Source organism: Paenibacillus sp. J2R1T-4, from assembly GCF_059692235.1.
In genome coordinates this window covers 123,881-138,597 of record NZ_JCAUBA010000001.1, presented here as the reverse complement: position 1 = coordinate 138,597, position 14,717 = coordinate 123,881, and the positions used below count along the sequence as shown (strand labels likewise).

Genomic DNA, 14,717 nt, shown 5'->3' with positions numbered 1-14,717 from the left:
ATGTATAGTGGGTCGAAGTTGTTCCCTATCACAGACTCTTATATAATGAATGAGGAACGAACTGCTATAACTGCTGTTGAACAATCAGATATTAGGAGGTGCGGAGTATGCAGACTATAGACGATTTTGACCACCAAGCTTTATTTGAACATGTATATAAAAATGCTCCGATTGGTATAGCCTTAATATCGATGGAACGAAAGTGGTTAAGTGTTAATCCAGCGGTGTGCAAAATATTTGGATATACAGCAGAGGAATTGATGATGCTCACGGCAGAAGACATCTCTTATCCTGATGATGTGAACGAAAACGAGCAATTAATAAAACAACTACTTGATGGTGTTGCTTCTACTTTCGAATCAGAAAAACGGTACTTTAATAAAAAGGGCGATATCATTTGGACTACTTTACATGTTTCACTAGTGCGTGATGAAAACGACGGGAAACCTATGTTCTTTATTGCACAAATTATTGACATTACAAAGAGTAAAATTGCCGAACAAAGGTTACAGGAAAGTATTGAACGATATACCTCGTTAAAAAAGTACAACCACGATGCTATAATTTCATTTGGTTTGGACGGCAAAATAATTAATGGAAATCAAATGGCGGAACAAATAACCGGATATAAAATTAAAGAACTGATTGGTGGGATGATCTCCGAAATCATTGGTGTAAAAAATCTTGTACAAGTTCTTTCCGTTACAACAGATTATAGTTCTGTCGAACAATCTATTGATTTTGTCAAAAATAAAAGCGGTCACGTTGTTGAAGTGCTAGCAACAATTGCTCCTATTTTCATTCATAATAAAAATGTGGGTTATTATCTAATTGCAAAAGACATGACTGAGCAAAAGAGACTGATTATTGAGAAGGAAGCTGCTGAAAAGACGAATAAAGCAAAAAGCGAATTTTTAGCCATGATGAGTCATGAGATCCGCACTCCTATGAATGGAGTAATCGGAATGACGGATTTGCTCTTAGAAACGAATTTAGACTCAGAACAAAATGAATATGTTGAAATTATTAAAAAAAGCGGCGTTACGCTTCTTACGATCATCAACGACATTCTAGACTTCTCCAAAATTGAATCTGGCAAGTCAGAATTAGTTGAAGAAGAATTTAATGTGAGAGCTATCGTATCAGAATCAATAAATATGATCTTGACCAAAGGACTTGAAAAAAATTTAGATATTACTACGTCCGTTTGTCCTGAAGTTCCCAGCTCTGTTATTGGGGATGTCACGAAGTTAAGACAAGTGCTTATGAATTTACTTAGCAACGCTATAAAGTTTACTCCTAATGGAGCGGTTAAGATTTCAGTTGAGAATACCCGTAGAGAACAGAATGCGGTCTGTCTTCAATTTACGATCCGAGACACAGGTGTAGGTGTACCTGAAGAAAAGGTTGTTCACTTGTTTGAACCCTTTTATCAAGTGGATAATTTTATGACACGAAAGGTGGAAGGAACTGGATTAGGATTAGCTATTTGTAAAAAGCTTGTTGAGCTGATGGGTGGCGAAATCTGGTATGAACCTTGTACAGATGAACCGGGGTCAACTTTCATATTTACAGCAATTTTTCAAATCGAAACCAATCCAGAATCCATGCAGGATGAAATGTTAACCCAATCGGAGACTCTAATAGATAATCCCTTGAAAATACTGATAGCGGAAGATAATGAAGTAAATCAGATTGTATTAAGGAAAATGGTCGAAAAGCTTGGATATAAAGCAACCGTAGTACAAAATGGGACAGAAGCAGTTGAAGCGGTTAAACGTTATCCATATGACATTATTTTTATGGATGTTCAAATGCCTTTGATGGATGGAATAGAAGCAACGAGGTCAATCAAAGAAATTTTATCAAACAAGAAAAATCCTTTTATTGTGGCTGTAACGGCTCATGCAATAAAAGGCGATCGCGATACTTATTTAGCAGCAGGTATGGATGAATATGTAAGTAAACCTATTAGTTTTGATGCTGTCTCAGAAATAATTGAGAATGTGGTTAAACTCAAAAACACACCTTAACAGGTGTGTTTTAATTATGTGCTCCATTGAAGTGTTCCACTTTTTGTACAATTTCCTTCATATTTTCCAAGAAATAGACGGTCCTTCGCAATGTACGTATGAGCAAAATTTGCCTTATGCATGGGTGTGAAAACCCGGTATCCATTCTCTGGATCTCTTTCTGGTGATAGTAGTCCTTCCTTTTCCCAATGTCGAATTACCGAAGCTTGAACATCGGTGAGAGTGGCAACTTCTCCAATGGTCATCTGGTTTTTCAGCTTTTTATTCGCTATTATCGGGAGTTCCGGGTCTTGAAGCAAAGCCCTTTTATAAGGAGTATGGTTTTGAGTTTTCTTACCCCAAATCAATAAGTTTGTTGAAGATAGATGACTTGTTATAATATAAGAAACTTTGCACAATGAAAAGGAGAAATCATGATGACAGTTCTGAATCATGTTCCAGTTGTTAAGGTAGGAATGCTTATTCGTAAACCCGTTGAAGTGGTGTTTGAAGCTTTTATTGATCCAGCTATTACATCAAAATTCTGGTTCACCAAAGGAAGCGGAAGATTAGAAACGGGAAGACGTGTCCAGTGGGAGTGGGAGATGTACGGTGCTTCTGCTGATGTTGATGTAAAAGAAATTGAGGAAAACAAGCGAATCCTTATAGAATTTGGTAGCACTGTCGAGTGGGTTTTTACTCCTCGGGCAGAGAACGAAACCTTCGTCACGATTACAAACACCGGGTTTAAGGGAAATGGGGATGACATCGTAAAGCAAGCTATAGATTCAACAGAAGGATTTACAATTGTTCTCTGCGGGCTAAAGGCGTTTCTTGAGCACGGCATTGCCTTGAATCTCGTATCGGATAAGGATCCGGACGCCCACGTTTAACGTTAAGAATCGACATATATTGCTCAATAAAAGGGGTCTTAGTGGTGAAAAAATGGACAAGGGAAATTACGATAAATGCCCCAATCGAACGAGTCTGGAAGCTGTTTGATGGTTCATTAGCAAATATGCAGAAAATCATGCCGCAGGTTGTTGAATACAAACCAATCAAAGTAACTCCGGAAGTCGTCGGAAGTGTATATCGCCAGAAATATAAAGAAGGAAACCGCACTCAGGAATATGATGTTACAACTTTAGAATATTTGGATGATCCAACGAACAAAAGGTTGCGTATTGGCTTTACACTTGCAAACATGTTTGAGATAACAGCTTTATATGAATTAAATCAAATTAATGAAAATACAACGAGGGTTAAATACACAGTAACTAATCATCCTTTAAAATGGTTCGTAAAATTATTCTTATTATTTGCAACTGAAAAGGTGGTAGTTAAATTTCTTGAACGAGTCAAAAATGTTGTTGAAAGTAATGAGGAATTTTAACGGAGAAAAAGATGAGTCGATATGTGCCGCCCAGACAACAATGTCTGGGCGGTTTTCAATTGTAGGAGGACATGACCTAATAATTATTTTTATAGACCCGTTTACAAAAAGTGGGTCCAGGCGTATATTTAATTTAGTCAGTTTTTCCTTCGGGAAACATTTTGTCCTATTAGCAAATATATTTTTTTTGGACAATATGTTTACTTTGACCAATATTATTGCACGGGAACAAACCAGATGCCAATTATCAATAAGGAGGTCGTAAGACTAATGTCTCTGAAGGGTGAGAAGAAAGTCACACGTAGGAATGTTCTCAAAATAGGAGCGGCAGGAGCATTTGCTTTTATCGGAAGCTCGCTGTTAAATCCCGGTTCTTGGTTTCAACAACCGGCCATGGCGATGACTAAACATGATGTACATCAAGCTCTTGGTGAACAACTTCACGCGGGGATGAAACATGGGTATGATCCAGGAACCGATGTGACCGAAGGGTTGAAAAAGGCGCGTGAGGCGTTGACCAAGTTCGATTATGGGAAGGTCAGCCGAACACCAGACGGAAAGACGGTTCGTGAATACGACATTACGTCCTACGAGGAAGTTGTAGAAATTGCCAAGGGCATTACATTTCCTGGTTGGACGTACAACGGAACAATTCCAGGACCTACGATTCGCTGCACGGAAGGGGATATTGTGAGAATTCGATTCAACAACGCTTCGAGTCACCCCCATTCCATACACTTCCACGGCATCCACCCTACTGAGATGGATGGGCTGGAAGCCATTATGCCCGGGAAATCTTTTACTTATGAATTCGAGGCTAAGCCGGCAGGTATGCAAGTATACCATTGCCATGTGGCACCGCTCGCACGACACATTCACAAGGGACTATATGGAAACTTCATTATTGATCCCAAGAAACCAAGAGCTGCAGCAAAAGAATTCAATATGGTGATGAATGGTTTTGACCTTGATCTAGATGGGGAAAACGAGGTTTATACCGTGAATGGCTATGCATTTGCCTATCAACAAGAGCCGATTAAGGTGAAAGCTGGGGAACTTGTCCGTATATACTTAAGCAATTTAACCGAGTTCGATTTGATCAATTCCTTCCATTTGCACTCCAATTATTTTAACTATTATCCGACGGGAGCAGATCCGGAAGCGCGTCCTAATTTTACCGATACCATTATGCAGTGCCAGGGCGAAAGAGGTATTCTTGAAATTGTATTTCCGATTCCCGGCCGTTACATGTTTCATGCGCATCAGAGTGAGTTTGCCGAACTAGGTTGGATGGGCTTTTTCCAAGCTGAATAGAGAGGAGGTTATCTATCATGAGCGACTTACAAACAAATTTAACGAATAATCCAAGGATGAGTAAATCTAATGGAAAACTAATCCTGTGGGCTGTATTACCTGCTATCCTGTTGATTGCCCTAATTACCGCAATTGCCATGTTGGGGACGGGGGTCAAGAATGAACCAGCTGCACCTATTGAAGTACTAAACATCGAGAAAATTAAACTCACGGATGATGGTTTTGTTGTAAAAGTGCTGAATTCTGGTCCAGAAGAGGTCACGATTGCACAAGTCGTAGTAGACGGTTCTTTTTGGAATGCAACCTTTGAACCTAGTGACAAATTAGGACGTTTCGATTCAAGTACAGTCTCCATCCCTTACCCCTGGGTAGAAGGGGATCCGCATGAAATCAAATTCATTACTAGTAACGGGCTCATCTTCGTGGGTGAAGTGGCTGCTGCAACCAAAACACCTGTGGCCGAGGCTGGACGATTTTTACAGTATGCTTTAATTGGATTTTATGTGGGAGTCATTCCTGTTGGGCTCGGTCTGTTATGGTTTCCCTTTATGAGGAGATTCTCATCTAAAGGGATGCAGGCGATCCTTGCATTTACAGTCGGGTTATTAGTTTTCTTGTTCGTGGATACGATTGAAGAAGGATTTGAAATGGCAGGGGCTGCTCCTGGAGTATTTCAGGGCACAGGTCTAGTCTGGTTTGGTGCATTACTCAGTTTCTTATTCTTGATAGCAGTTGATCAAATGAATGAACGCAAGTTGAAAAACGGGGCAGAGGGGAAACAAATATCCTATAAGCTTGCAACAGGGATCGGACTACACAATTTTGGAGAAGGACTTGCAATAGGCGTTGCATTTGCTGTCGGAGAAGCAGCTCTTGGAACATTCCTGATCATAGGGTTTACACTCCATAACATAACCGAAGGAGTAGGTATTGCGGCTCCATTACTTAAAGATCGACCGACCTGGCGAACATTCGCATTACTTGCCCTCATCGCCGGTGCACCGGCAATCCTAGGAACGTGGACAGGCGGATTTTTGTTTAATCCAACCTTTGCAGCACTTTTCTTTGGAATTGGCGCAGGGGCTATCCTGCAGGTAATTGTCGTTATCTCTAAAATGATATGGAAAGAATCTGCCGAAAAGGGTTATGCTGCAGTTTCATGGCTTAATTTCAGTGGAGTAACTGTCGGTATCTTGTTTATGTATGCGACGGCGATGCTTGTGAAATTTTAGAATGGAGCCGTTAATAGATAGAGAGTCATGGAGTATCTCATGAGTGTACGAATACTTCCTAAGGATGCAAATTGATTTTCTACCAAGCCTTTGAAAGTGTGAAGCGATATTGCAATTCTCCAAAGATTTCAGTATGATCTACCTAACAACTTAAATATTTGTGTGTGACTGGCGGAGCATGGGGAACCATGAGGGAGCACATAGATCGAATAAGCCGTACGCCTGGGCAAAGGTAAGGAGATTTTTTCCTTACCTCTTTTATTTTTCTTCGCGAGATGTACAAAAATAGGATGAATTGAGGGACGAACCGATGTTTAGTACAAAAAAAATAATGTTGTTGGGCTCAGGAGAATTGGGAAAGGAAGTCATCATAGAAGCTCAACGCTTAGGCGTGGAGACAGTTGCAGTAGACCGCTATGCGCATGCACCTGCCATGCAGGTCGCCCACCGCAGTTACGTAATCGATATGCTGGATCAGGAGCAACTGCGGGAAATTATCGAAAAGGAGAAGCCGGACCTCATTGTACCTGAGATAGAGGCTTTAGCAACTTCAGAACTAGTGAAATTAGAGGCAGAAGGGTATCGCGTTATCCCTACAGCCCGGGCAGCGAAGCTTACGATGGATCGCGAAGGGATTCGTCGGCTTGCCTCAGAAAAGCTGGGGCTGCGTACGGCCGGCTACAAATTCGCCGATACGTACGAGCAATTCTTACAAGCCGTGAAGGAGACGGGCTACCCTTGCGTCGTCAAGCCTCTCATGAGTTCATCGGGAAAAGGGCAGAGCGTTTGTCGTGAAGAGAGGGACTCTGAGCAGTGCTGGAATATCGCAATGGAAGGCGGGCGAGTACAGAACGGGCGCGTTATAATCGAAGAATTTATTAACTTCCAGTCGGAGATAACGCTGCTGACGGTTCGTTCGGTGAGCGGGACGAGCTTCTGCGCTCCAATCGGGCATATTCAGGAAAGCGGGGATTACATCGAATCCTGGCAGCCCCATGAGATGACAGATCGCCAGATCGAAGAAGCGAAGCATATCGCGAAGTCGATTACGGACGAGCTTGGCGGATATGGTCTGTTCGGTGTAGAGCTATTCCTGACTGAGGACAAGGTGTACTTCAGCGAAGTTTCACCACGGCCTCACGATACGGGGTTAGTGACGTTGGTGACGCAAAATCTTTCCGAATTCGCGATACACGTCCGCGCTATACTGGGGTATCCGGTCCCGGAGATCGTGTTGATCACGCCGGGCGCCAGTCGCCCGCTGAAAGTGGGACGTGAGTTGGAAAACTATCGCATAAATGGAGTGGACCAGGCGCTGTCCGTTCCAAACACCCAGTTGCGTATCTTCGGCAAACCTGTCACGAAGGAAGGACGGCGCATGGCTGTAGCATTATCTTCGGGCTCCACGGTCGAGGAGGCACGTGATCGCGCGACTCAGGCATTGAAGAAGCTTAGCGTTGACGAAGCATAGATTTACGCTATGTGAAGTGAAGATTTCTCAAAGGACACAAGCTTGATGAAACCGATTCTTCCTTTTTTAACAAATGAGTAACAATAGTCTAGGAGTTGCCTTGTGGCGGCTCCTTTTTTATGTTGATTGAAAATGCTGATAAGTATATACACCGCCGACATCAATCGGTGGTCTTCTCTGCTTACGGGTGAGATGTTAATTATGCAAAGCTTAGCTCATTCGAGTACAAAACATTTTTTTTATAATATTCATTGACAGGAATATTCCTTGAATGGTATATTGTGTTTGTGAGTACGGTAAATAACAAGCGAATTGAGGTGGCCTGAGATGACTGAAATTGGAAGTATAGCCCGCGCCGTACCCTTTGTAATAACGGATCCATTAAAGGAACATCCGAATCATGGATATAACAACATTTAGTGCACTTGCCGAACCCAACCGTTTACGTATTGTAGAGCTCCTGCTTGACGGTCCATTGACAGTAGGGGATATCGCCGATCGTCTTCAACTCCGTCAGCCTCAGGCTTCGAAGCATCTGCGTGTCCTGTTGGAGGCTGGGCTTGTCGAGGTACAAGCTGTCGCCAATCGCCGGAACTACAAGCTCCGATTGGAGCAGTTCCAAGCACTGGACGCTTGGCTTAAAACCTACAGAAGTGTATTGAATGAACGATTCGACAATCTGGAGAATTATTTGCAGAAGCTTCAATCGAAGACAAACAAAACTAATAACTAATTTCAGGAGGAACTTTCAATGTCGAACAAAATGAGTGTCAAGGTAGAGGGACAGGAAATTATTTTGGAGCGTGTATTTGATGCTCCGCGCGAGCTCGTATTCAAAGCATTCTCAGAGGCTGAGCATCTGAAACACTGGTGGGGGCCTCGTGGATGGACGCTTACGGTTTGCAACGTCGATTTTCGTCCAGGCGGCATCTGGCATTACTGCATGAAGTGTATCGATGAGAACCAAGGGGATTTTTACGGATTCGAATCTTGGGGCAAAGCGGTCTACAAGGAAATTGAAGAGGCTGAGAAGATCGTATACGTCGACTACTTCTCGGATGCCGAAGGGAATGAAGCGGAAGGGATGCCTTCAACTCTGGTTACGATGACATTCGTCGAGCACGAAGGAAAGACGAAGCTTGTCAGCCGTGGTGAATACGCTTCCGCCGAAGCTCTCAAAACCGTCATGGAAATGGGGATGGAGCAAGGAATTACTGAGACTTGGGATCGTCTGGAAGAGCATTTGCAATCGATACAATAACCACTTCATCAGATTCCTTACACTATCAGGTATCGATATTTCATTACCGAAGGGCTGCCGTGTGGCAGTCCTTCGCTTTTCTGTTGTACTAATTAGATGTAACGGTATCCATGATGAAATAGCCATATTGTTAGTAATAATTACCCTTGCTTACGTTGCTTCTCAACAACTCATATGTAATGATTTAATTATTAGGGAGAGGTCAATTAAACAGTTGTTGGATGCATATGAACAAAGTTAGTATGCTCATTGTGTATAGTCGGGCTTGCACCCACAGGCATAAGAGGGTATCGTAAAGGTCAGGAAGGGGATAGGAATCCTATGCTGGAACCGGGGAGAACGTACAATACGGCGGTGGAAGTGACGCTCGAAGTAATCGGAGGCAAGTGGAAGCCGGTAATTTTGTTCCATCTCACGTTCGGTAAGAAACGCAATGGCGAGCTGATGAATCTAATGCCTTCGGTCACACAAAAAGTGCTAACGCAACAATTGCGGGAACTGGAGGAGGACGGTGTAGTTAACCGTATTTCATACAACCAGGTGCCGCCAAAAGTTGAGTATGAGCTGACGGAGTATGGTTGGAGCTTGAAAGAAATTCTCCATCTGATGTGCAAATGGGGAGATACGCATGTTGAGCGTGTTTACGGTGATAAGGCCAAAATCTTGGCCGGGCCCCCACTAGTGGACGGAGCATGATTTGTTATAAAGCAGAAACCGGTCTGTAGACTTCAGAGGCCGGTTTCTTGTATGTCGCATTGGGTCAGTCAGGGGATGAGCTTGCGTCGACGAAATTCATCGAATACGTTAAAAAACATCTCTTCTGTATTAATAAAGTCGTGGAAGCCGAAACGGCGCGCCTTTGTGCCGTCAGCAAAAAAATCGTAATCCCAGGAAAAAACAAAGTCCCCAAAACGCCAGGAAGAGACGTCCTCGTAGCTGTTATTCACCAAAGCATGCTTCTCCACCATGGCGTTCCATAGCCCCTCTTTGTCAGCCATGACCACCTCTAAAGACATTTGCAGCGGGGGAGCTGTCTCAAGACCGAAATACTTGGCAATCTTTGGCCAAAGCTCGTTCCATCGGAAGAGGTCACCGTTCGTGATGTTGAAGGCCTGATTCGCGCAACGTTCATCGGTCGCCGCCCAGACGGTGGCTCTCGCCAGAAGTCCCGCGTCGGTCATCTCTAATAGGCTGTGGTATGCCCCGGGTTTTCCAGGAAAGCGGAGTGGCAACCCGAGTTCCTTTGACATGGATGCATAGATCGCTATAACCATCGCCAGGTTCATTGGATTGCCCAGTGCATACCCGCATACGACGGAAGGGCGGAGTGCCGACCAGGTCCAGTTGCTTCCTCGCTGCCGCTGTTCAAGGTACTGTTGTTGGTCGACATTAAACTCAGGTGGCATATGATAGGCGTCAGTTTCACGGGCTGGTGTCTTGAATGGACCGAGGTGTGCGCCATACACTTTGTAACCCTGCATTAAACTGATATGTTCGAGGCATGGAGAAACAAGCTCGATTGCACGGACGACGTTGACAAGCATGGTCAGGTTGGGGGGAACCAGCTCAGCCCATGTAGGGCGATCTTGATATGCTGCATAGAAGATATGGGTGACATCCGTCAGACTGCTCAGTTTCTCATAGGTATCACTTTCATTAAGCAAATCTACGGCTACATACCTGACTCGTCCGTTCGATTCACCACCCCGCCTTGATACACCGATGATGTCCCAATCGGGGAGCTGTTCCAGATATTCGATTAGATTCCTACCAATAACGCCATTGGCTCCTACGACAAGAGCGGTTTTGCGTCGCAAGACTTTTTCAATTTTCACAAGTTATCCTCTCCTAATCCGTAGTGGGTTCTTTCTCATTGTGCTCCCTGGAGCAGTTCTTGAAAAGTACGCACTTTGAAGTCATATAGGAACCTGGAAGTTATAAAAGGCAATCGAACAAGGATTGACGGAGAGAATATTCAGTAATAACATGTAAGAATTGTACAAAATATTCTATAGGGAAGTGGAAGGAGACCACGCAATGTCTGAGAATCACGATTATTCAGGGACTTACCTCGAGAGTAGCCGCCTCAGTCTGCAAGCGGACTGCGAGAACTGCTTCGGCTTGTGCTGTGTTGCGCTGCCCTTTGCTGCTTCGGCAGACTTCGCGACTGACAAAGATGCAGGACAGCCCTGTCAAAACTTGCAATCGGACTTCCGTTGTGGAGTTCACAACAGCCTCAGGCAGCTTGGCTTTAGAGGTTGCACTGTTTTTGACTGCTTCGGTGCAGGACAAAAGGTTTCTCGATTTACCTTCGGTGGACACGACTGGCGGCAAGCCCCAGGATCCGCGAAACAAATGTTTGAGGTGTTCCCGATCATGAGGCAACTCCATGAGCTCCTTTTTTATATGTCCGAAGCGTTAACGTTACAACCAGCCCGACCCATTCAAGGAGAGCTCCGTTTGGCGTTTGACAAGACAGAACGTCTTACACACCTCGATCCCGACTCAATCATGGAACTGGACGTAGCAGCGCACCGGGCAGATGTCAATGCTCTGCTCCTGCGGACTAGCGAACTCGTGCGTGCCGAAGCCTTTCGCTCGAAAAAAGGACCCTCAAGTCGTCGGAAAACCTACGGCAGAGGTGCTGACCTTATGGGTGCCAAATTAAGAGGTGCCGACCTAAGAGGCGCCAATTTGAGAGGGGCCTATCTTATTGCTGCGGACCTCCGAGACGCCGACATGAGAGTGGCTGATCTCATCGGGGCCGATTTCCGAGACGCTGATCTAAGAGGCGCAGACCTCACCGAAAGTATTTTTCTCACCCAAGCCCAGATCAACGCGGCGAAGGGGGATGCCAACACCAAATTGCCGCCTTCTCTCACTCGGCCGATGCACTGGACCACAATCGGAGTATCTGAACCCAAACAAAACTAACCTTCTCACCATTCCAATTTATGTATATTATTAATAGATAAGAGGTGCACATATGACAATAGAGTATAAAGTTAATGCTCTGCTTCTTTCCCAGGATGTTTCAGGTGTTTTTAAAAGTTCTGGAATTAAACGTCCTGTTGATGATCTTGAAAGGATTCAAAGAATGATTGAAAATGCTGATGTTATTATTTCTGCTTGGGACGGAGTAAAGCTAGTAGGAATTGCTAGAGCGATTACTGATTTCTCATACTGTTGTTATTTATCGGATTTAGCGGTAAGTAAGGAATATCAAAAGACTGGTATTGGAACAGAACTTGTTAGACGTTTACAGGAACACTTAGGAGAAGAGGTTTCTTTATTATTACTTTCTGCACCGACCGCAATGGAATATTATCCACGCATCGGTTTTGAAAAGACAGAGAAAGCATTTTTGATACCGAGAAAAAAGTAAAGAACTTTGACGTTATAAGACATAAGGGACCCAGTTATGAAATTAGAAATACTTATGAGAAACTACATAATTGGATCGAAGAAAATAAACTTGAAAGAGTGCAAAGATCCTGGCATCTAGAGATCTCTGATGTATGGGGAAATAAGGAAATAAAAGAGATTGAAGTAGACTTGTATGACACAATTCAGTAGGTTCTAAGAGCTGGACAATAACATATCGAAAAGGGGATGAATCGTGAACTCTTTCCTAAATCATGTGGTTAGTGGAATTACAGAAAACCTAAAGGGAGTAAAGGGAATTGTCCTTCGTGGTAGCCACCAAACAGATGCAGAAGTTGATTTATGGTCAGATACAGACTTATTAATTATATTGAATGAAGATTTTCCTATCAATGAACAAGTGATTATTGAGGCAACCAATGCTATCGGATTAGTTGTCGGAAGTGAAATGTATAGGTACAGTGAACAATCATTATTGTATAGAACTGCTGTTGCAGTGGATTCTTCAATTCACTTACTTGATGCGCATTTTTGCTCATATAAAGAGTGGATTTTGACAGAATCTCAAAAAAACCAGTCTTCTACAATTATTTATGGGGAACTTGAACTTAGTGAGAGAATACCGAATATTGCTCGGCACTTTTCGTTTGAATCGTATGATAGTAATAACACTTGGTTTAATTATTTTATGGCTATTAAGAAATTTGCACGGAATGATAATTTAATTGGGTTGCATTTGCTTCTGGATTTAGTTCGAGATTATTTAGTGGTTGTGATGATTGAAAGGGACATTAGGCACGGAACCAATATACATAGGTTTGGGTTTGAAGAACAATTACCTATTAAAATTAGGTTGTCTCAATTAGATATCTCAGACAAGAGGGGAATTTTCGACTATATTGCCAAACTAGCATATGAATATGATGAAAAGTTAATGAGCAATGTCAAAGGATATACCAGTAGGTATAAGCAAGTGGCTAATTACGTTGAAGAGTCCAAGCAAAAGTTTATTTAATGTGGAGGCGGCAACAATGATTTATGTAATTAGACACGGGCAAACGGACTTGAACAAAGAAGGAAGACTACAAGGAAGACAAGGGTTGCCATTAAATGAAGTTGGTATTAAGCAAGCGGAATGTTTAAGAGACAACCTACAAAATATAAAATTTGATTATGTATATTCCTCGCCACAAGAAAGAGCTGTTCAAACAGCAGAGATAGCAACAGGTATAAAAGTATTAATTGATAAACGACTTGATGTTTTTGATTTAGGTGAAGCGGACCGATTAAAAAAAGGCGAAGTGAAATTGGCTGGACTAGCTCCTGATTCTAAGGTTTATAGAGGCGTAGAAGAAATTCATACTTTTATTAAAAGAATTTTTGAATTTATGAATGAACTACAATTTGAATATGGCTTAAGAGAAGTAAATATTTTATTATCTGGGCACAGATGTACAACGGGTTGTATTGGGGCTTTTTTTGAAGGTATACCTGAAGACGGGAATATTATAAGATTCTCTTCAGATAATGGACAATATAGAGTGTATAATTTCAATTCGACTTCCGGTAATTAATAGTTCCAAGGAGTTATAGTTTCCTTCAGATTGGCGAATAACTAACCTGAAGCCAAAGGAAAGGAGCTTAATCCATGAGCGATACAATCAAGCCCAACGGTTCACAACATGCCGCACCACCATCGAACGATCCGAACAAACAGGGAAGATCCGCAGCAAAGAAAAAATCGAAGTGAATTTCGCTAAAATAACATCCGCTTTTGTGTAACACACATATTTTCCGTTATGGGTGATCAATGCTTGGAAAGTACTGGGCTGCCGTAAGGCAGCCTATGTTACGTTAACGTGCAGGATTGTTGAGCTATAATTATGGAATAACCAATAATATGGTGGAGGTTAAGATGAAAGAACTAGAACATCAATTAGAAGAAAGTTGGAAAACGAACGCAGAAGCATGGACTAATTCGGTTCGTCTTAAACAAATTGAGAGTAGAAAGGTGTCAACTGATCTTGCAATCTTAAATGAGATCATCTCATTACGGCCCATAAAAGTCCTTGATGCGGGTTGTGGCGAGGGGTGGCTGGCCCGTGCTCTAAACGAACAAGGTATAGAAGTAGTGGGTTTTGACGGGAGTGAAGAACTTGTGGAAAAAGCGTCTTCTGCCGGAGGAGGTATTTTTCACCATTTAAACTATTTGGATTTTGGCAGGAATCCGTTCAAGATTGGCCATGATTTTGACGTTGCAGTGTGTAATTTTTCTTTATTCTCTGAAGAAATAACACCAATTTTGCAATCACTCACATCAATTCTTTCATCCAATGGAGTTATCATCATACATACATTACATCCGTATAATTTAACTCAAGATGACCGGTATGAAAGCAGTTGGAAAGAAGAGTCCTTCTCTACCATGGGTGAAGGGTATAAATCCAGAATGCCTTGGTATTATCGGACAATGGGAGCGTGGTTGAATGAGTTGACAATTGCTGGACTTGAGCTCCAACATTGTAAAGAACCGATTCATCCAACCTCAGGTAAACCGCTCTCGCTACTTCTTATAGCTGCACCAAAATTGAATAAGTAAAACTATAAGCCTTTATCCGGTAACGTTATTATCATAACTCCAGACTGCAGG

15 protein-coding genes, 1 pseudogene and 1 riboswitch are annotated in these 14,717 nt (G+C 42.7%); of the genes and pseudogenes, 14 read left to right on the top strand and 2 right to left on the bottom strand.

Annotated elements, in window-relative coordinates; all coding sequences use genetic code 11:
- Window positions 1–107: 107 nt before the first annotated feature.
- Window positions 108–2,033: a PAS domain S-box protein gene (locus tag AC58QD_RS00640; protein WP_497328941.1), complete on the top strand. Its 1,926-nt coding sequence runs from the start codon at window positions 108–110 to the stop codon at window positions 2,031–2,033.
- 31 nt (window positions 2,034–2,064) lie between these two features.
- Here AC58QD_RS00640 and AC58QD_RS00635 read toward each other — a convergent pair.
- A pseudogene (locus AC58QD_RS00635) lies at window positions 2,065–2,335 on the bottom strand (MerR family transcriptional regulator); the annotation flags it as partial.
- Window positions 2,336–2,449: 114 nt separating this feature from the next.
- Between AC58QD_RS00635 and AC58QD_RS00630 the strand changes: the two are divergent.
- The 8 genes from AC58QD_RS00630 (at window position 2,450) to AC58QD_RS00595 (ending at window position 9,379) form a co-directional block, all read left to right on the top strand.
- Window positions 2,450–2,905: an SRPBCC family protein gene (locus AC58QD_RS00630; RefSeq protein WP_497330028.1), complete on the top strand. Its 456-nt coding sequence runs from the start codon at window positions 2,450–2,452 to the stop codon at window positions 2,903–2,905.
- Between the two features lie 44 nt (window positions 2,906–2,949).
- Window positions 2,950–3,405: an SRPBCC family protein gene (locus AC58QD_RS00625; protein WP_497328939.1), complete on the top strand. Its 456-nt coding sequence runs from the start codon at window positions 2,950–2,952 to the stop codon at window positions 3,403–3,405.
- A gap of 270 nt (window positions 3,406–3,675) precedes the next feature.
- Complete coding sequence (locus AC58QD_RS00620; RefSeq protein WP_497328937.1) at window positions 3,676–4,719, top strand: multicopper oxidase domain-containing protein; 1,044 nt, start codon at window positions 3,676–3,678, stop codon at window positions 4,717–4,719.
- Between the two features lie 17 nt (window positions 4,720–4,736).
- Window positions 4,737–5,951 carry a ZIP family metal transporter gene (locus AC58QD_RS00615; protein WP_497328935.1) on the top strand — a complete coding sequence of 405 codons (1,215 nt, stop codon included), beginning with the start codon at window positions 4,737–4,739 and terminating at the stop codon, window positions 5,949–5,951.
- Between the two features lie 154 nt (window positions 5,952–6,105).
- Window positions 6,106–6,186, top strand: a riboswitch (ZMP/ZTP riboswitch).
- A 75-nt stretch (window positions 6,187–6,261) separates the two neighbouring features.
- Window positions 6,262–7,422 carry a phosphoribosylglycinamide formyltransferase 2 gene (gene purT / locus AC58QD_RS00610; protein WP_497328933.1) on the top strand — a complete coding sequence of 387 codons (1,161 nt, stop codon included), beginning with the start codon at window positions 6,262–6,264 and terminating at the stop codon, window positions 7,420–7,422.
- Between the two features lie 400 nt (window positions 7,423–7,822).
- Entirely contained in the window at window positions 7,823–8,155 is a 333-nt protein-coding gene (locus AC58QD_RS00605) for an ArsR/SmtB family transcription factor (protein ID WP_497328931.1), read from the top strand.
- Window positions 8,156–8,173: 18 nt separating this feature from the next.
- Complete coding sequence (locus AC58QD_RS00600) at window positions 8,174–8,683, top strand: SRPBCC domain-containing protein (RefSeq protein ID WP_497328929.1); 510 nt, start codon at window positions 8,174–8,176, stop codon at window positions 8,681–8,683.
- A 321-nt stretch (window positions 8,684–9,004) separates the two neighbouring features.
- A complete protein-coding gene (locus AC58QD_RS00595; protein ID WP_497328927.1) occupies window positions 9,005–9,379 on the top strand; it encodes a winged helix-turn-helix transcriptional regulator in 375 nt (124 codons plus the stop codon).
- A gap of 68 nt (window positions 9,380–9,447) precedes the next feature.
- Here the strand turns inward: AC58QD_RS00595 and AC58QD_RS00590 are convergent, their stop codons facing one another.
- Window positions 9,448–10,518, bottom strand: a complete 1,071-nt coding sequence (locus tag AC58QD_RS00590; RefSeq protein WP_497328925.1) for an SDR family oxidoreductase — start codon at window positions 10,516–10,518, stop codon at window positions 9,448–9,450.
- A gap of 202 nt (window positions 10,519–10,720) precedes the next feature.
- Between AC58QD_RS00590 and AC58QD_RS00585 the strand changes: the two genes are divergently transcribed.
- From AC58QD_RS00585 to AC58QD_RS00565, 5 genes are all read left to right on the top strand, one after another.
- Complete coding sequence (locus tag AC58QD_RS00585; protein ID WP_497328923.1) at window positions 10,721–11,617, top strand: pentapeptide repeat-containing protein; 897 nt, start codon at window positions 10,721–10,723, stop codon at window positions 11,615–11,617.
- 52 nt (window positions 11,618–11,669) lie between these two features.
- The gene (locus AC58QD_RS00580) at window positions 11,670–12,068 is read left to right on the top strand and encodes a GNAT family N-acetyltransferase (protein WP_497328921.1); all 399 of its coding nucleotides are present in this window, start codon (window positions 11,670–11,672) and stop codon (window positions 12,066–12,068) included.
- A 234-nt stretch (window positions 12,069–12,302) separates the two neighbouring features.
- The gene (locus tag AC58QD_RS00575) at window positions 12,303–13,082 is read left to right on the top strand and encodes a hypothetical protein (protein WP_497328919.1); all 780 of its coding nucleotides are present in this window, start codon (window positions 12,303–12,305) and stop codon (window positions 13,080–13,082) included.
- A 16-nt stretch (window positions 13,083–13,098) separates the two neighbouring features.
- Window positions 13,099–13,641, top strand: a complete 543-nt coding sequence (locus AC58QD_RS00570) for a histidine phosphatase family protein (protein WP_497328917.1) — start codon at window positions 13,099–13,101, stop codon at window positions 13,639–13,641.
- Window positions 13,642–13,982: 341 nt separating this feature from the next.
- Window positions 13,983–14,666 carry a methyltransferase domain-containing protein gene (locus tag AC58QD_RS00565; protein WP_497328915.1) on the top strand — a complete coding sequence of 228 codons (684 nt, stop codon included), beginning with the start codon at window positions 13,983–13,985 and terminating at the stop codon, window positions 14,664–14,666.
- The last annotated feature ends 51 nt before the right edge of the window (window positions 14,667–14,717 follow it).